Origin of the sequence: Psychromonas antarctica (assembly GCF_022267535.1) — a bacterium.
Lineage (GTDB): Bacteria > Pseudomonadota > Gammaproteobacteria > Enterobacterales > Psychromonadaceae > Psychromonas > Psychromonas antarctica.
Genome location: NZ_JAHNZV010000003.1, coordinates 59110 through 77059, shown reverse-complemented (window position 1 = coordinate 77059; position 17950 = coordinate 59110). Strand labels below are relative to the sequence as shown.

Sequence of the window (17950 nt, the reverse complement as noted above, 5' to 3'; positions counted from 1 at the left end):
AGGGTTAGACTATAAATCATTTCTAACTATAAAAAAGTAGCGATTTTTCAATGCCACCAAAAAACCAAAACAACCAAAGGCAAGCTATCATAGTATTTAAGACAATATCACAAGAATACGCAGTAATCCAAAAGATCACAAAAATAGTTTCATAAGGCTTATATACCTACTATTAATGTGTGTTATTAGCGAGTACGTGATAAAAAAACTATTTAGGTGTTATTTTTGTTAATTATGTATTTTTAACGTGGCTATTAAATCGTTATTATTTTCTTAATATCAAAAAATAAGAATTTTATACCATAGCGTATTGATAGTTTTTTTTATGTCGCCCTAGGCAAATTAGCATAGCAATAAGTGGTTATTGATCGCATATTTAACACAGAAGCAACTGCTCTATATGTGATTTTATTATCCCCAACAAAGATAAAATTGATAAGTGGGAAGCTACAAATACTGACGTATCAGAAAGATGGTTATTTTACTCAACCTCAACTCAGGATAGTGAAAGCAAAAATTATATTCAGGACTATATATTTAACCTCAGTTCTGGATAATGGAAGCGAAATTAGATTAAATATCAAAAAGTTAAAAAACATATTATACAGTGCTGTTAGTTTTGCGTAGTTCAAGGCGAATCATCGCAGCAATAACGGGTTATTGCTAGATGATTTAACGCAGAAATACGCGTAAATAACGGTACTGTATCGTTTAGCTTATCCAGAATTGAGGTTATTTAGGACTATTAGGTTAGAAAATAACATCATACTGTATTGATAGTTTTGTGTAAGGCAACTTAGCGTAACAATAACGGGCTATTGACCGCTGAGTTAAAGCAGAAACACACGGAAGTAGCTACGCTGTATCAATTACGCGCGGAGGTTACTTAAGCAAAAAAAAAGCTATCCAACTGCTTGGATAGCTTTTTACTAGACTCGTTGTTAAAGGTCAGTTAATACCTCAAAACTTAACCTGTAATACGTTTATGTAACTCTTGTACTGAGTTGACTGTTGCAGCGCTAGCAGTGGGATCTGCAAGATGCGCTTGGCATGCTGCAAAAGCACCGTTAAGCGTCGTTGTATAGTTCACTTTATAGCGTAATGCCGCACGACGAAGTTGACGTGAATCTTCTATTGCCACACGCCCCTCAGTCGTATTTACCATATAAGTGTACTCGCCATTTTTGGTACGATCTAAAATATGCGGACGACCTTCATGCACTTTATTGACAAGGCGAGCATTAATGCCCGATTCTTGTAAGACAATCATCGTGCCGTGTGTCGCATCAATCTCATAACCTAAACTCACTAAGTTTTTCGCTAGCTTTGCTACTCGTTTTTTATCACTGTTACGCACAGAAAGCAGAACACGTCCAACACTAGGCACATCTTTAATCGAACCTAATTCGGCTTTTGCATAAGCTTCAGCGAAACTATCACCGACGCCCATCACTTCACCTGTACTGCGCATTTCCGGCCCTAAAATCGGATCTGAACCAGGGAATTTATGGAAAGGTAAAACCACTTCTTTTACTGAATAATAAGGTGGGATCACTTCTTCTGTTATACCCAACTCTTTTAGTGTTTTACCTGCCATCACACTTGCACCAATTTTTGCAATCGGCACGCCCGTGGCTTTAGATACAAAAGGTACAGTACGTGCTGCACGGGGGTTAACTTCGATCATATAGATCTCATTATCTTTCACCGCGAGCTGGGTATTCATCAAGCCAATAACGCCGAGCTCTAATGCCAATGCACGAATGTAACCGCGCATCTCATCTTGTATTTCAGCGCTTAGGGTATATGCAGGTAAAGAACATGCAGAATCACCTGAGTGAACTCCCGCTTGTTCGATATGCTCCATAATGCCACCGATAACGACATCTGTACCATCGCAAATAGCATCAATATCTACTTCTATCGCATCATCTAAGAAACGATCCAATAACACCGGTGATTCATTAGAAACACTCACCGCTTCTTTAAAGTAACGGCGTAGATCTACTTCATCATAAACAATTTCCATTGCACGGCCACCCAACACATAGGAAGGACGTACGACTAATGGGTAGCCAATACGCTCAGCTGAAATAACCGCTTGTTCTGTCGTTGTAACCGTATCATTTTCTGGTTGCTTAAGACCTAAACGTTGCACTGCTTGTTGGAAACGCTCACGATCCTCTGCACGGTCAATAGCTTCTGGTGAAGTCCCGATAATAGGAACCCCAGCAGCTTCAAGAGCACGTGCTAATTTAAGCGGGGTTTGACCGCCATATTGTACGATAACGCCTTTAGGTTTCTCAACTCGCACAATTTCTAATACATCTTCTAATGTAATTGGCTCGAAATATAAACGATCGGATGTGTCGTAATCGGTTGAAACAGTTTCAGGGTTACAGTTAACCATAATAGTTTCATAACCGTCTTCACGCATCGCTTGAGCGGCATGAACACAACAATAATCAAATTCAATGCCCTGACCAATACGGTTAGGGCCACCACCAATAATCATGATTTTTTCATTATTAGTCGGATTAGCTTCACACTCTTCATCATAAGTAGAGTACATATACGCTGTATCCGAAGAGAATTCTGCGGCGCAAGTATCAACACGCTTATATACAGGATGCAAATCGAAACGTTCACGTAATTTGCGAATTTCGGCTTCAGCCACACCCACAACGGTCGCGATTCGACTATCAGCAAAACCTTTACGTTTTAGACGTTTAAGCACGGCTTTATCTAAACCACGTAAACCGCCTTCAGCTATTTTAGTTTCTTCAAGAATCAGATCTTCAATTTGTACCAAGAACCAGTTATCAATCATGGTAATGGTATGGATTTCATCGATGCTCATGCCAATACGGAATGCATCACCGATATACCATAAACGTTCTGCACCGGCTTCACGCAGTTCATATAATATTTTGTCTTTAGCGCCTTCATCATTAAGATCAACCATTGGGTTGAAGCCATCTGAACCGACTTCCAATCCGCGCATCGCTTTTTGCAATGACTCCTGCTGGTTACGGCCGATCGCCATTACTTCCCCTACAGATTTCATCTGAGTGGTTAATCGATCGTTTGAATTAGCGAATTTTTCAAAGTTAAAACGCGGTATCTTTGTAACAACATAATCGATAGTCGGCTCAAATGATGCGGGGGTTTTGCCACCGGTAATATCATTTTGCAGTTCATCTAATGTATAGCCAATCGCCAATTTCGCTGCTATTTTCGCAATTGGGAAGCCCGTTGCTTTAGAAGCTAAGGCTGATGAACGAGATACACGCGGATTCATCTCAATAAGCACCATACGGCCATCTGCAGGGTTAATACCAAACTGTACGTTTGATCCACCCGTTTCAACACCTATTTCACGCAGTACAGCTAAGGAGGCATTACGCATTAACTGATATTCTTTATCGGTTAATGTTTGCGAAGGTGCAACTGTAATCGAATCCCCCGTATGAATGCCCATCGGATCGAAATTTTCAATGGCACAAACAATGATACAATTATCATTTTTGTCGCGAACCACTTCCATTTCATACTCTTTCCAACCGATTAATGATTCATCAATTAACAGTTCAGTAGTCGGTGAAAGATCGAGTCCATTAGAGCAGATATCATCAAACTCTTCTTTGTTATAAGCAATACCACCACCCGTTCCACCCATTGTGAAAGAAGGACGAATAATACAAGGGAAACCGACCATTTCTAATACACCGTAAGCTTCTTCCATTGTATGTGCGATACCAGCACGTGGGCAGTCAAGACCGATTTTTTTCATTGCCGCATCAAAACGACTACGATCTTCCGCTTTATCAATCGCATCAGCCGTAGCACCGATCATTTCCACATTGTATTTTGCTAGTATGCCTTTTGCTTCCAGCTCAAGCGCACAGTTTAATGCCGTTTGTCCGCCCATCGTCGGCAGCACTGCACAGGGCCGCTCTTTGGCAATAATTTTTTCGACAACTTGCCAATGGATTGGCTCTATGTAGGTTGCATCAGCCATATCGGGATCAGTCATTATGGTTGCTGGATTAGAGTTCACCAATACAACACGGTAACCTTCTTCTTTGAGTGCTTTACAAGCTTGTGCGCCTGAGTAGTCAAACTCACAGGCTTGCCCGATAATAATCGGCCCGGCACCAATAATTAGGATAGTTTTTAAGTCATTACGTTTTGGCATCTGAAATTTACCTTTTTATTCGAGTTCGGTTACTAAGCGTTTTTATACTGTTCAATCAATTCAATAAAGTGATCGAATAAAGGCGCCGCATCATGGGGACCAGGGCTCGCTTCTGGATGGCCTTGGAAACTGAATGCAGGTTTATCAGTACGATGAATACCTTGTAGTGAACCATCAAACAGCGAAACGTGTGTTACACGTAGATTCGCAGGCAATGTTGATTTATCTGCAGCAAAACCGTGGTTTTGGGCCGTAATCATCACTATATCACGATCTAAATCTTTAACTGGATGGTTGGCACCGTGGTGACCAAATTTCATTTTTAAGGTTTGTGCGCCGCTGGCAAGCGCCAGTAGTTGATGGCCTAGACAGATACCAAATACTGGGATTTCTGTTTTTAAAATGGCTTGAATCGCTGTAATTGCATAAGTACATGGCTCTGGGTCACCTGGACCATTAGATAGAAAAATACCATCTGGATTCATTGCTAACACATCGCTCGCCGAAGTCTGTGCAGGGACAACCGTGACACGACAACCACGGTCTACCAGCATGCGTAAAATATTACGTTTAACACCATAATCGTAAGCAACAATATGGTATTTAGCGTCAGTGATAGGAGTCGGTAAACCACCCGTCAATGTCCAACTACCTTGTGCCCATGTAAATGCTTTTACTGTAGTCACCTGTTTAGCTAAATCCATCCCTTTCAGACCAGGGAAAGCTTTAGCTAAGGCAAGTGCGGCAGCTTGATCACGATTTTCACCCGCGATGATACAGCCAGCCTGCGCACCTTTTTCACGTAAGATACGTGTCAATTTACGCGTGTCAATTTCAGCGATACCGACCACATTACGCGCTTTTAAATAATCACTTAGGGAAGCTTGGCTACGGAAATTACTTGCAAGGAGAGGTAGATCACGAATAACTAATCCGCAAGCATGAATTGATGATGACTCTTCGTCTTCATCATTTGTTCCGGTATTTCCTATGTGGGGGTATGTTAGTGTCACTATCTGACGAGCGTATGATGGATCTGTTAGAATTTCTTGGTAACCGGTCATTGACGTATTAAAAACAACCTCACCGACGGAACTTCCGTCAGCACCGATTGACACACCTTCAAATACAGTTCCATCTTCCAATACCAGTATGGCAGAATGACTCAAGATAACCTCCATTGGGACAACAGTAAAAATAAAATCTACAATTGCTGAAGGAAAATAATGCGTTTTTTCCGCCAAGCAATCATAAATTTTGGCAAATTCGCGACAGTTTATAGATCTTAAACGTAATTGACCAATCAATTTTTTATTTCATTTAAAAATGTAGGGATAAAAAGAGTACTTGGGAATATTTAAAGTAGCGGAATAAACAATAAATTCGCCATTGCGGCGGCACGCACAAGCTCAAAAACACCAGAACCAGCACCTTGAGGTAGTTTGATTATATTCAGTAAATTTTATACAAAATAGTCGATTAGCTATCTGTCTGTAAAAAGTTATGCAACACTGTATATTTATTGATTATAATCTCATTAGCTCGCCCTAAATTTTTTGTCTCTAACCACCCACGCAAATTAGGGTTCTTTATTTTTTCAGACTAAAAGGTCTATTATGCAACAATTACAAGCAACTAAAGCGGCACAACTGTGGTCTTATTTTCTCACCATCTGCAGTATTCCACACCCCTCTAAGCATGAGCAGCAATTAGTTGCTTGGATTATTGATTGGGCAAAACATAAAAATATCAGCTGCATTCAAGATACAACCGGGAACCTAATTTTACGTAAACCGGCTAGTGCAGGTTATGAAAATAAAACAGCCGTGATATTGCAGGCCCATTTAGATATGGTGCCTCAAAAAAATAGCCAAACGAAACATGATTTTTTAACTGACCCGATAATCCCTGTTATTGATGGCGAATGGCTGCACGCAGAAAACACCACCCTCGGGGCAGACAATGGTATTGGCATGGCTTCTTGTTTAGCCGTGCTTGCTGACAATACAATTGCACATGGCCCACTTGAAGTACTTTTAACAACAGATGAAGAAACCGGTATGACGGGAGCCTTCGGCCTACAAGCGAATGCACTGCAAGGGAAAACCTTGATTAATACGGATTCAGAGCAAGAGGGTGAACTTTACATCGGCTGCGCTGGCGGCATTAATGTAAATATCGACCTACCTTATGAAATAATGGAAGCAGAGCCTGCCGATAATGCTTATGAAATATCACTGTGTGGTTTAAAAGGAGGCCATTCCGGCTGCGATATCAATTTACAGCGCGGTAATGCCATCAAAATATTAGCAGATGTATTGCACAATCTAAATGAGTTTCCGTTTCATCTGGCTCTATTTGAAGGTGGCAGCTTACGTAATGCCATTCCACGCGAAGCACGCACTGTAATCGTATGTAACCAACAGTATCAACATAGTTTGGAAATAATTATCAACAGCTTACAATTAGAGCTGGCAAATAAATTTCACCATGTTGAAGCGCAGTTACAACTCACAGTAAAAGCCTGCCAGTTACCTGCATTTGTGCTTACCAATCAAAGCCAAACTAATATTTTAAATAGCTTAACGGGTTGTGAAAATGGTGTATTTACCATGGATGATGATTTTTCTGATGTTGTAAAAACATCAAGTAATTTAGGCATGGTGACGCAAAACATGAATGAACAAATACGCTTTGAAATTCAAGTGCTAATACGTTCACAACTGGAACAAGAAAAACAATTAGTAGCGGATAAAATAAGTGAGCATTACAAAGTTAATGGTGGACTCGTACGACAAAATGGAAATTACCCAGGTTGGAAACCGAATCCGACATCCACTATCTATAAAGTAATGGAAGCACAATACAGCAAATTATTTGATAAAAAGCCAAAAGCAATGGTCATTCATGCGGGATTAGAATGTGGTTTATTCAGTGATAAATACCCACACTGGGATATGATTTCATTCGGCCCAACCATTAAATTCCCGCACAGCCCTGATGAAAAAGTGCATATTGCAAGTGTCGACAAATACTGGCAGTTATTAGTGGCAACCTTAGCGGCGATTGATTAACGCCATAAATAACAAACTTTTTTGATCACTTCCTTCCCGCTGTTTTGTGAATAGGCGAAACAAGGGAAGCCTTATTTAATATCTAATTAAATGATCTTTAGGCGCAGGATAACGGTGAATAATGCTAACAGCGGAAATAAAGTACGTTAGCACATACTAAAGCATTGAGTGAGGTGCCCATGAGTGAAAAAATGGACAATAAAGTGCTGCCGTTGAAGATGGCTGCGCTGAGCAAGGGAACTGAAAGCACCATTAATAGCAGTGATGCTATTGATATGATAAACCACGGCAGTGAATTTACTATTAATCTCACCACCCCGGTTGGCATGAAATTTATGGCAAAAACCAAATTTATTGGTTACCACTCAAACAACCTTATACTGATCGAGATCCCCGATACATCGGATGACAAAATTGATTTCTATTTTCAAGTCGGATTTTGGATGAATATCCGTGCCATTTCTCAAAAAGGAGAAGGTGCGATAATCCATTTTCGAAGTCAAATTGTGCATATGCTCAGTGGCCCTATTCCCATGATATTGATCTCTGTACCAAGCATGATGCGGATTTGTCAATTACGTAAAGAGCCCAGATACGAAGTGAGCCTGACAGCTAGTGCGATGATAAGTAGTCAAAAAGTCGAGTGTGAAATTCGCGATATTTCTAAAGGAGGTTGCCGCTTTATTACAGGAACAATGGTCAAACACTTCGATATAGGTGAGAAAGTGACCATTGAAATTATTACAGCCCAGAGAACACGACTTAAACAGTTTCCACTGACGGGTACTCTATGCAACTTGCAAAGCTCACTTCATTATTCTAAATATGGCTTTAAATTTGATGATGAAGGCCAAGCCAGTGCGAAAAAATTGCTCGCTTATATGAAATTTGGCGGTACCCGATTCATATTAATCGGATTATAGAAAAATAGCCGCTAGCACCACTCAACCAAGTGGCAGCGCGCTCTTTTTAACGATCTCTCTTAACACAAAACTAGAATGTACCCCGGTGACGCCCTCTAATCGGGTTAACTGTCCAAGTAAAAACTGTTCGTAATGTTGCATGTCACGCACCACGACTTTTAATAAAAAGTCTGCCGACTGACCGGTCACGATCAGGCATTCCATTACTTCTGGTAGGGTCGCAATTGAACGTTCAAAATTATCAAAGCGTTCTGGTGTATGTCTATCCATAGTAATACCAATCATCGCCGTCAGCTTTAATCCTAACATGGCAGGTTTAAGCAATGTCACATGCTTGTCGATTATGCCAGATTCTTCTAACCGTTTAACTCGACGAGAACAGGGCGTCGCAGATAGCCCAACACGCTCAGCCAATTCTAAATTGGTAATACGCGCATTATCCTGCATCAACTGAAGAATGTTTTTATCTATTCGATCTAATTTAATCAATTCCTGCATGAAAACCAACCTGAAAGATACATTTAACTAATAATAGCATTTTTTTTAGATTTTAATTGCAAAAAATCAAGAAAATAGAGCTGAATTTGCAATCTCTCACTAAGCCATTCAATCTATAATGAGTACATGGATAGCGAGCGAGGTTTCTTACCCTGAAGCAAGCGGTCACCACCTTACCAAGGTGGCGCCATCTCGTTAATCCTCCCTATCACCAAAAAAGTTATCAAAAGGTAAAGATCCATGGTCAATAACACCGATACCCAGCCAGCTTTTAATCACAAAAAATATCGTGCCTATCCCGCGATGCAAAAAAAAGATAGACGCTGGCCAGATCAAGTTATCACTGCAGCACCTAAATGGTGTAGTGTCGATTTACGCGATGGTAACCAAGCGCTTATTGAACCGATGAGTCCAAGCCAAAAATTGGATATGTTTAAGCTATTAATCGATGTTGGTTTCAAAGAGATTGAAGTTGGATTTCCGGCCGCTTCGGCGCCCGACTTTGATTTTGTGCGGCTGTTAATTGAACAAGATTTAATCCCCGATGACGTCACTATTCAGATACTAACCCAAGCACGAGAACATTTAATTGCGCGCAGTTTTAGCGCCTTAGAAGGTGCAAAAAAAGCGATTGTTCATTTATATAACTCTACCAGCACGGTGCAACGTGAACACGTCTTCAAAAAATCTCGCGAAGAGATTAAAACAATGGCGCAACAGGGGGCGCAGTGGATACAAGACTATGCAGCCAAGCAGTGCAATACGCACTGGTCATTTCAGTATTCACCAGAAAGTTTTACCAGCACGGAAATGGATTATGCCGTGGAGGTGTGTGATGCAGTGATTAATATCTGGCAGCCCACGCCAGATAACAAGGTCATTATTAATTTGCCTGCCACGATAGAAGTCTCGACGCCCAATATTTATGCCGACCAAATTGAATGGGTAAATGACAATATTAGCCATCGAGAAGCCGTTACCATTAGTTTGCACACTCATAATGATCGAGGTTGTGGTGTCGCAGCTGCTGAACTTGGTGTACTGGCCGGCGCGGATAGAATAGAAGGGACTTTGCTCGGCAATGGTGAGCGCACAGGTAATATGGATATCGTGACAATGGCGATGAACCTCTACAGCCAAGGCATAGATCCTAAATTAAAGTTGGCCGATATGGATCGTATCATCGCCACCATTGAACGCTGCACGCAACTGCCCGTGCATCCACGCCACCCCTACGCGGGCGAGTTAGTTTTCGCGGCATTCTCTGGTAGTCATCAGGATGCGATTAATAAATGTATGGATATCGATACCAAGAAACGCCAAGCCGATCCGCTTACGCCTTGGCAGGTCGCCTATTTACCCATTGATCCTCGTGATTTAGGGCGCAGTTATCAGCAGGTTATCCGCATCAACAGTCAATCAGGTAAAGGCGGGGTTGCGTACATACTCGAGCAGGACTACGGTATAAAAATGCCACGTTGGATGCAGATAGACTTCAGCCCACACGTACAAAGCTATGCTGAAAAAAGCGCACAGGAAGTCTGTGCAGCAACCATCTACGATATTTTTTCAATGACTTATTTAGCGCCACACAAAAGTGCTCAAGTGCACAGCTACCAGCTTAACCGTCAGGGGGATAATGAGCAGTTACGAGTGACCATTATTAGCGATCACAGTTCGGTCGCAATTGAAGGTCAAGGCAAAGGAGTACTTGATGCATTTATCAGTGGCTTAAGCAGATCAATAGAAAGCGATATCGTGGTGATAGACTACAGCGAACATGCGCTGCCCAGCAGGCAAGGCGCAGAAAATGAACAAGCAGAAGCGTTAGCTTATGTGCAGCTGAGTATTAACGGGATGCGCTACTGCGCAGCGGCCAAATGCAACGATATCGTCAGCGCGTCTTTGCAAGCTGTACTTAACGCAGTAGTACGTAGCGGGATAAATATCAGCAAGCGCAGTAAAGTAAATGTAAGTTGTTAATACAGAGCGCTTGTAAATAACGACTTCACTTGCTTATGTTTAACCGCTACCCACCAACAAATAATCAGCAGGTGACGGCAAACTAATAGATTATTTGTGCTTATCGACTAACCACGCCTGCACTTCATTGTAATCGCCTCGATAGACAATACGATCTGCTTTTTTACCGAGTTGATAGTGGTACATAGGATCATAATATTGCGCTAGGATAAGCCCTAGCCAATCAAGGTGATCCTCTACCTTTCCCGTTTCCTGCTGCACTTTTACCGCGCGTTGCTGACGCGCAAGAATATTTGCATAACGCTCATTACCGAGTCGTCTGCGGATACCCAGCAAGCCTTTTTCCAGATAAGCGGCGAATTCGATCCAACCACGAGCTTCACCATAAAGATTCGCAAAATCAGTCTGCATGCGACTGACATAGTCATCAAGTAATCTTCCTAAACGAATATCCAAGGGATCGTCAATAACAACAATCGGCGCTAACTGCATCACTTTATAAAGACTTAAGGGAAGATTCACCGAGCCAATATTACGCCCTTCATCTTCCAAAATAGTGCAACGGTAGCCCCGAGCCTGTTTTTTCAGAGCATCAATCGCTAAGCTATTATCAAAATTAATTTGACTATTCTGCGCTGACACATAACGACCAAAGGAAGATCCTCTATGATTTGCAACCCCTTCCAGATCCAATCCATTTTTTAAAGTCTTGATCAGATCAGTTTTACCACTGCCAGTACAACCGGCAATAATAGTGATAGGATCCTCGCTGATACTTTCTAGCGTGTCTAATAGATAACTGCGCATTGCTTTATATCCCCCCTCAATAAAAGGATAATCAATACCCACCTCTTTCAGCCATTGCTGGGTTATGCGCGAACGCATCCCGCCACGAAAACAGTACAAGTAGCCTTGCGGGTTTTCCTCACAAAAGGCTTTCCATTGTGCCACGCGTTGTGCTTTTTTATCACCGCTTACAAGTCGATGGCCCAATTCAATGGCAGCATCCTGTCCACTGTCTTTGTAACATAACCCAACAGCCGCCCTTTCATCGTCAAGCATCAGTGGATAATTACGTGAAGAGGGGTACGCTCCCAGAGAAAACTCAACAGGCGCTCGCACATCGATCATAGGCGTATCGTTTAAAAATATATCACGGAAATCACGACTGTTGTTTCGCACCATTAGCAGATCTCTATTAAAACAGGACCATCTTGCACCATTAATTCACCGATGGCATGCAACTCGATATTGTGCTGCTCGGCAATAGCATGTACTTCATCCACCCCATCAGGACTGACCGCCAATAATAAACCACCTGAGGTTTGTGGATCGCAAAGCAGCGCTTTTTGCTGCGCAGTAAGTGCGCCAATTTTATCGCTGTAACTGGCGTAATTTCGCTCAGTACCGCCGGGTACACAGCCTTGTTCAATATAATCAAAAACAGCAGGAAGATGAGGCACCTTATCAAAGTGAATGATCGCTTTTAACACGCTGCCTGCACAGATCTCAGTTAGATGACCAAGTAAACCAAATCCAGTCACATCAGTCATCGCTTTTACCCCGGAAACGTTGGCGAAGGATTCACCGGATTTATTTAACTGACACATCCAGTGGCAGGCAAGTCCTTGATGCTCATCGCGCAATTTGGACTGTTTTTCTGCAGTGGTTAAAATTCCGATCCCTAACGGTTTAGTGAGAAATAACTGGCAACCACTTTCCGCCTTATTATTACGCTTCACCCTTTCGGTTGGTACTATCCCTGTCACAGCGAGTCCGAAAATAGGCTCAGGTGTATCGATAGAATGACCGCCCGCTAATGAGATCCCTGCATCACGGCATACTGCCCGACCACCTTCAATGACCTTTTGTGCAATTTCTGGCGCTAACAGATTGACCGGCCAACCAAGGATAGCAATCGCCATAATTGGCTTACCACCCATTGCATAGATATCACTGATCGCATTGGTTGCCGCAATTCGTCCAAAATCATAAGGGTCATCAACAATCGGCATAAAGAAATCAGTAGTACTGATTACTGCAGTGCCATTTTGCAGATCAAATACGGCAGCATCGTCTTTACTCTCATTACCAACAAGCAGATTGGGATCATGAAAAGGAGCTATCTGTGAATGTAATATTTGCTCTAAGACTTGCGGGGATATTTTACAGCCACAACCCGCGCCATGACTATATTGTGTAAGACGGATCTCATCCATACCACTCTCCAAAAAAATTCTGATTGACTAATGAGGCGATTGTACGCCCGCATTGCGGGAGTGTCATCCGCTTAAGAAGGCTAATATCAAGGCCATAAACGATTTTTAGAGCGTCAGAAATGAAAATAGGCAGTCTATTCGCGTTTAGGGAAATAGCATAATGTAGAAAATAAAAACACAAGCAAGGTCAAGTTACCCTTAATATTTGCCATGCCTCACAGACTTGGCGAAATTTTACGACATTGCCAGATGTTCGGTCTGGATGCCATTTAAGTGCTAGTTTTCGCCATTGGCGACGAATATCTTGATTGGATGCACGCTCGTCCAGCGCGAAAATCTGCAGAGCCTGCGTTTTATCTATTATTTGCTCAAGCTTACCAAGATCATGCTTATAACGGCCCCAAAAGCTATTAAGCAGTGCTTCGATGCCCTCGGCACTGGTATCAAAGTGAGACCAGTCAAGGTAATAATTGCGCAGTGCATCGTTTTGTTTAAGTAGAATAGCGATATTAGAGGGCAGCTGAGCCAACAATTGAATATCCATGGCCTGAATCTGCAACCAATGATCGGGCAAGAGCATATCCTGCAGTTGATAAAGGGCGTTCATGAGCAAGAAATTACGTTTAAATAGGGCTTTATTGGCATCCTGATCTAAGTCAGGCAACAGCCCTTTAATTTCTAGTTCACTGGCTAGAACATGTACTTTCCAGCTTTGCTGTGATGCGCTCAGAAGGGTCAGTAATGGCCAGATAAGAGGGTTGTCTAGGCTGTTTTCTGAGTCAATTTGCACTATATTATTTACCTTCAAAACTATTTTATAATTCTTCATAACCTCTATCGCAAAGTCAGAAGAGATAAAAGTTCGACCCTAACATGTCGGGTGCAATTAATTTTTAATCTAGCTGTTTCAGCAAACCTAAATGTTGCGCATGAAAACGTAGATGCTGTTCAATAAAGGTGCTGATAAAATAGTAGCTATGATCATATCCTTCAGCCATATTAAAGATCAGCGGATAGTGGTTTTCTTTGGCTGCTAGAAGCAAAGTATTAGGTTTAAGTTGCCCCTCTAAAAAATCATCATGGCTGCCCTGATCGACCATCGCTGGAATTTTGGCCGTGGCGGCTGCCATTAACTCACTGGCATCATATAAACGCCACGCAGCTTGATCTGCCCCTAAATAGGCTGTAAATGCTTTTTTCCCCCAAGCACAGTTGATTGGATTGCAGATAGGGCTAAAGGCACTAACAGATTGGTAGAGAGTGGGATTGCGTAATGCGATCACTAATGCCCCATGTCCGCCCATCGAGTGACCACTAATTACCCGTTGCGCATTCACCGGAAAATGCTTTTCAATCAATTTAGGTAACTCATCAGCCACATAATCGTACATCTGATAATGTTTATCCCATGGCGTTTGCGTGGCATTAACATAGAAGCCAGCACCTAATCCTAAATCATAGGCTTGCTGTCGATCATCCGCCACACCTTCGCCACGCGGGCTAGTATCAGGGGCGACAATAGCAATACCAAGCAATGCAGCGATACGCAGTGCCCCGGCTTTTTGCATGAAGTTTTCATCACTACAAGTCAGCCCCGATAACCAGTACATAACAGGAACTCTGTTGCTGCTACTTGCCTGCGGGGGTAAATAGATAGCAAAACGCATTTGACAGTTAAGCTTTGCAGAGTGATGGCTATACTGCTTATGCCAACCATCAAAGACCTTATTATTACTGATATTTTCGATGCCCATTATGTTTCCTTTTTATAGCAAAACAGCCCTTTTCTAAAAAGGGCTGGCAGTTAACGACTTATTGTAGAAAGCTATTTATCAAAATGGATCACAGAACGAATACTTTCCCCTTTATGCATCAGTTCGAAGGCCTCATTAATCTCTTCTAACGTCATGGTATGAGTAATAAAATCAGAGAGTTTAAATTCGCCTTGCAGATAACGTTCCACATAATCAGGTAATTCAGTACGTCCTTTTACACCACCAAACGCACTGCCACGCCATACACGCCCAGTCACCAATTGGAATGGTCGCGTGGAGATTTCTTGACCGGCACCTGCCACCCCAATAATGACCGACTCACCCCAACCTTTATGACAACACTCCAGTGCGCTGCGCATAACATTAACATTGCCGATACATTCAAAGGAGTAATCAACCCCGCCATCAGTCATCTCAATAATCACATCCTGAATCGCTTTATCGAATTTTTTAGGATTAATACAATCTGTAGCGCCCAATTTTCTGGCTAACTCAAATTTACTTTCATTGATATCAATCACAATAATACGGCTTGCTTTGGCCATCGTAGCGCCTATAACCGCCGAAAGACCAATTCCACCAGCACCAAAGATAGCCACTGTCGCGCCAGCTTCAACTTTAGCAGTATTCATCACCGCACCGATACCCGTTGTTACACCACAACCGAGCAAACAGATTTCTTCTAAGGGAGCCTCTTTATTCACTTTTGCTAAGGATATCTCTGGCAATACCGTATATTCTGAAAAAGTTGAACAACCCATATAGTGATAAATTGGCTGGCCGTCTTTATAAAAGCGCGTAGTGCCGTCGGGCATTAGCCCTTTCCCCTGAGTTTCGCGGATTTTTTGACACAAATTGGTTTTACCCGACTTACAGAACTTACACTCGCCACATTCGGGTGTATATAAAGGGATCACGTGATCGCCAACCTGAACACTGCTAACCCCTTCTCCTACTTGCTCAACAATCCCTCCTCCTTCATGGCCCAAAATAACCGGGAAAATTCCTTCAGGATCATCACCAGACAGAGTAAATGCATCCGTATGGCAAACACCTGAAGCCATAATTTTAACCAGCACTTCGCCTTTTTTAGGCAGCATCACATCGATTTCTTCGATGGATAAAGGCTGGTTAGGTCCCCAGGCAATAGCGGCTTTTGATTTAATAAATTGATCTGTCATGGTAGCTCCTGTGAGTATGCAATGTGTTTATTTTACACCATTATATTTATTTCTTATAGAATGATAATATAGGTAAACAGTAAATCACTTTTACGAGATGGTAACAATCATGAGATGGGAAGGGATTAATGAATTTGTGGCGGTGGCAGAAACGCACAGCTTTACCTTAGCGGCAAAAAAGTTAAATATTTCCACAGCGCAAGTTAGCCGCCAAATCAGTGCATTAGAAAAACACCTTAATATCAAACTTTTTTACCGTACTACTCGCCATGTATCATTAACCCAAGAAGCGCAGCTCTTTTATCAACATTGCCGTCATCTACTCGAGAGTTTAGAGGCCGCCGAGCAAGCGCTCAAAAATTTGCAGGCGACGCCGCAAGGGACGATTAAACTCTCAGCCCCCATCACCTACGGCGAACAAAAAATCATTCCATTAATCAATAATTTTGTAACGTTATATCCGGATATTGAGATCATTAGTGATTTAAGCAATCACCGAGTTGATTTGCTTGAAGGTGGCTTTGATATAGCCATCCGCCTTGGCCAGCTTGAAGACTCTAGTTTAATAGCCAAAAAACTCAGCGAACGGGTAAATTATCTATGTGCATCACCACAATACATTGAAAAATTCGGAGTGCCACATTCTCTGTGCGAATTAAAAAATCACAATTGTCTGTTAGGCACGCGAGATTATTGGCGTTTTAACGAACAAGGGCGGCAAAAAAGCGTTCGTGTAAAGGGTAATATTCGTTGTAACAGTGGGGTTGGACTGGTTGATGCTGCGTTAAAGCATATTGGTATCGTCCAATTACCCGACTATTATATTCAGTCGTACTTAGACTCAGGACAGCTGCTCACTGTGCTCGATAATAAACGAGAGCCCCCCGAGGGAATCTGGGCGCTTTACCCGCAAAACCGTTATCTTTCACCAAAGATAGCGTTGCTGTTAGATTACCTCTGCGACCATTTAGGTGAACAGTCTATTTAGCAGCGTTTAATAAGCGCTGCTAAATACAAGGGCTCCGATCTGAATTCCTTACCAGCCTAATCAAGCAGGTGTTTAACAAGATAATGCGCAACCGCTTCGTCATCACAGTTACCGATAACCTCATTCTCGGGTAACGCTGATTTCACTTTATGATGCGCCGTTCCCATCACCACCCCTTTAGCAGCCATAGAGAGCATTTCAAAGTCATTCATGCCATCACCAAATGCAATACAGTCTTTTAACCCATAGCCCTTCATTTTAGCAACCGCATCAAGCGCATGCCCCTTAGAAACTCCGCGGTCCATTATTTCAAGGCAGTAAGGGGTCGAAAAAGCGATATTGGCCCGATCTGAGAAGTTTTCTTTAATTTTATCTTCCCAAAGCACTAGCTTGTCGTGGTCTTTATCTTCACGGGTAATAAATATTTTAGCGACATCTTCTAATGGCGGATTTTTCACATCGAATATTTTATATGGAAAGTGTCCCTGGCAACATCCGTTATTGCTCTCTTCTTTATTGATTAGCCAGTCATCACTGCGATAGATATTGATATGGATTTCAATATCATCTTTGAGCATATCCATAATAGTGGCAATGATATCTTCGGGAAGATTTTGTTTGAAAATAATTTCATTGTCACTGTTATGAACATGCGCGCCATTTGAGGTGATCATAAAAGCAGGAATACCCAACTTCTCACGCATATTCGCCACATCAATATGATGACGACCAGTGGCAAAAATAAAGTCAGTTCCCTGCTGATGCAGTTGTGTTAATACTTGCTTCGTAAAAGGGGTGATTTTGTGATCTGAGGTCAGTAGTGTGCCGTCGAGATCGGATGCTACAATTTTATACATATAAATTCTCGTATAGATGTTACCGAAAATAAGTGCCCGCTTGCGCCGACACCCTGCTATCGTTTCGATCAGCTTGTCATCCTTGTACCAATCCTTTTCATTGTTTAGCACACCCACTCCCTTTGATGTGATAAATCCAGTATGTCATTAATTAATGGGTGATCAGCCTAACTGGCAATATAATTTTTCAATTAAGCTTTTGTTAAAAATTTCTGCGCACTAATAAAATCACCAAAGCGGCAACTCATCGCCAT

The 17950-nt window shown here is 42.1% G+C and carries 13 protein-coding genes; 4 read left to right on the top strand and 9 right to left on the bottom strand.

Translation table 11 applies throughout. The features are described 5' to 3' along the window. Positions 1-967: 967 nt before the first annotated feature. Together carB and carA are read right to left on the bottom strand one after the other, a co-directional pair. Positions 968-4198, bottom strand: a complete 3231-nt coding sequence (gene carB / locus KSO91_RS01800; RefSeq protein WP_238740744.1) for a carbamoyl-phosphate synthase large subunit — start codon at positions 4196-4198, stop codon at positions 968-970. A 32-nt stretch (positions 4199-4230) separates the two neighbouring features. After that, positions 4231-5379, bottom strand: coding sequence for a glutamine-hydrolyzing carbamoyl-phosphate synthase small subunit (gene carA / locus KSO91_RS01795; protein ID WP_238740819.1), 1149 nt, complete (start codon positions 5377-5379; stop codon positions 4231-4233). A gap of 435 nt (positions 5380-5814) precedes the next feature. Between carA and KSO91_RS01790 the strand changes: the two genes are divergently transcribed. Both KSO91_RS01790 and KSO91_RS01785 read left to right on the top strand, forming a co-directional pair. Next, complete coding sequence (locus KSO91_RS01790) at positions 5815-7272, top strand: aminoacyl-histidine dipeptidase (protein ID WP_238740742.1); 1458 nt, start codon at positions 5815-5817, stop codon at positions 7270-7272. Between the two features lie 179 nt (positions 7273-7451). Continuing rightward, positions 7452-8195: a PilZ domain-containing protein gene (locus KSO91_RS01785; protein WP_238740740.1), complete on the top strand. Its 744-nt coding sequence runs from the start codon at positions 7452-7454 to the stop codon at positions 8193-8195. A 21-nt stretch (positions 8196-8216) separates the two neighbouring features. On the opposite strand, the gene KSO91_RS01780 is transcribed toward KSO91_RS01785, so the two are convergent. Beyond that, positions 8217-8693, bottom strand: a complete 477-nt coding sequence (locus KSO91_RS01780) for an Lrp/AsnC family transcriptional regulator (protein ID WP_476705448.1) — start codon at positions 8691-8693, stop codon at positions 8217-8219. A 240-nt stretch (positions 8694-8933) separates the two neighbouring features. Between KSO91_RS01780 and leuA the strand changes: the two genes are divergently transcribed. Beyond that, a complete protein-coding gene (gene leuA / locus KSO91_RS01775) occupies positions 8934-10676 on the top strand; it encodes a 2-isopropylmalate synthase (RefSeq protein WP_238740738.1) in 1743 nt (580 codons plus the stop codon). Positions 10677-10766: 90 nt separating this feature from the next. Here leuA and mnmH read toward each other — a convergent pair whose 3' ends face one another. From mnmH to KSO91_RS01750, 5 genes are all read right to left on the bottom strand, one after another. Beyond that, positions 10767-11861 (bottom strand): tRNA 2-selenouridine(34) synthase MnmH, encoded by a 1095-nt coding sequence (gene mnmH / locus KSO91_RS01770; RefSeq protein ID WP_238740736.1) that lies wholly within the window; start codon positions 11859-11861, stop codon positions 10767-10769. Beyond that, positions 11861-12895: a selenide, water dikinase SelD gene (gene selD / locus KSO91_RS01765; protein ID WP_238740734.1), complete on the bottom strand. Its 1035-nt coding sequence runs from the start codon at positions 12893-12895 to the stop codon at positions 11861-11863. The genes mnmH and selD overlap by 1 nt, the downstream gene beginning before the upstream one ends. A gap of 187 nt (positions 12896-13082) precedes the next feature. After that, complete coding sequence (locus KSO91_RS01760) at positions 13083-13685, bottom strand: DNA-J related domain-containing protein (protein WP_238740732.1); 603 nt, start codon at positions 13683-13685, stop codon at positions 13083-13085. Between the two features lie 103 nt (positions 13686-13788). Continuing rightward, positions 13789-14649, bottom strand: a complete 861-nt coding sequence (gene fghA, locus KSO91_RS01755; protein ID WP_238740730.1) for an S-formylglutathione hydrolase — start codon at positions 14647-14649, stop codon at positions 13789-13791. 71 nt (positions 14650-14720) lie between these two features. After that, a complete protein-coding gene (locus KSO91_RS01750) occupies positions 14721-15851 on the bottom strand; it encodes an S-(hydroxymethyl)glutathione dehydrogenase/class III alcohol dehydrogenase (RefSeq protein ID WP_275113878.1) in 1131 nt (376 codons plus the stop codon). Between the two features lie 109 nt (positions 15852-15960). Here KSO91_RS01750 and KSO91_RS01745 point away from each other — a divergent pair, with 109 nt between their 5' ends. After that, positions 15961-16839 (top strand): LysR family transcriptional regulator, encoded by an 879-nt coding sequence (locus KSO91_RS01745; protein WP_238740728.1) that lies wholly within the window; start codon positions 15961-15963, stop codon positions 16837-16839. Between the two features lie 56 nt (positions 16840-16895). Here the strand turns inward: KSO91_RS01745 and KSO91_RS01740 are convergent, their stop codons facing one another. Next, positions 16896-17696 carry a Cof-type HAD-IIB family hydrolase gene (locus KSO91_RS01740; protein WP_238740726.1) on the bottom strand — a complete coding sequence of 267 codons (801 nt, stop codon included), beginning with the start codon at positions 17694-17696 and terminating at the stop codon, positions 16896-16898. Positions 17697-17950: the final 254 nt, after the last annotated feature.

Coding starts and splice junctions, on each gene's coding strand:
- carB (WP_238740744.1), bottom strand. CDS start 4,198: ATGCCAAAACGTAATGACTTAAAAACTATCCTAATTATTGGTGCCGGG.
- carA (WP_238740819.1), bottom strand. CDS start 5,379: ATGGAGGTTATCTTGAGTCATTCTGCCATACTGGTATTGGAAGATGGA.
- KSO91_RS01790 (WP_238740742.1), top strand. CDS start 5,815: ATGCAACAATTACAAGCAACTAAAGCGGCACAACTGTGGTCTTATTTT.
- KSO91_RS01785 (WP_238740740.1), top strand. CDS start 7,452: ATGAGTGAAAAAATGGACAATAAAGTGCTGCCGTTGAAGATGGCTGCG.
- KSO91_RS01780 (WP_476705448.1), bottom strand. CDS start 8,693: ATGCAGGAATTGATTAAATTAGATCGAATAGATAAAAACATTCTTCAG.
- leuA (WP_238740738.1), top strand. CDS start 8,934: ATGGTCAATAACACCGATACCCAGCCAGCTTTTAATCACAAAAAATAT.
- mnmH (WP_238740736.1), bottom strand. CDS start 11,861: ATGGTGCGAAACAACAGTCGTGATTTCCGTGATATATTTTTAAACGAT.
- selD (WP_238740734.1), bottom strand. CDS start 12,895: ATGGATGAGATCCGTCTTACACAATATAGTCATGGCGCGGGTTGTGGC.
- fghA (WP_238740730.1), bottom strand. CDS start 14,649: ATGGGCATCGAAAATATCAGTAATAATAAGGTCTTTGATGGTTGGCAT.
- KSO91_RS01750 (WP_275113878.1), bottom strand. CDS start 15,851: ATGACAGATCAATTTATTAAATCAAAAGCCGCTATTGCCTGGGGACCT.
- KSO91_RS01745 (WP_238740728.1), top strand. CDS start 15,961: ATGAGATGGGAAGGGATTAATGAATTTGTGGCGGTGGCAGAAACGCAC.
- KSO91_RS01740 (WP_238740726.1), bottom strand. CDS start 17,696: ATGTATAAAATTGTAGCATCCGATCTCGACGGCACACTACTGACCTCA.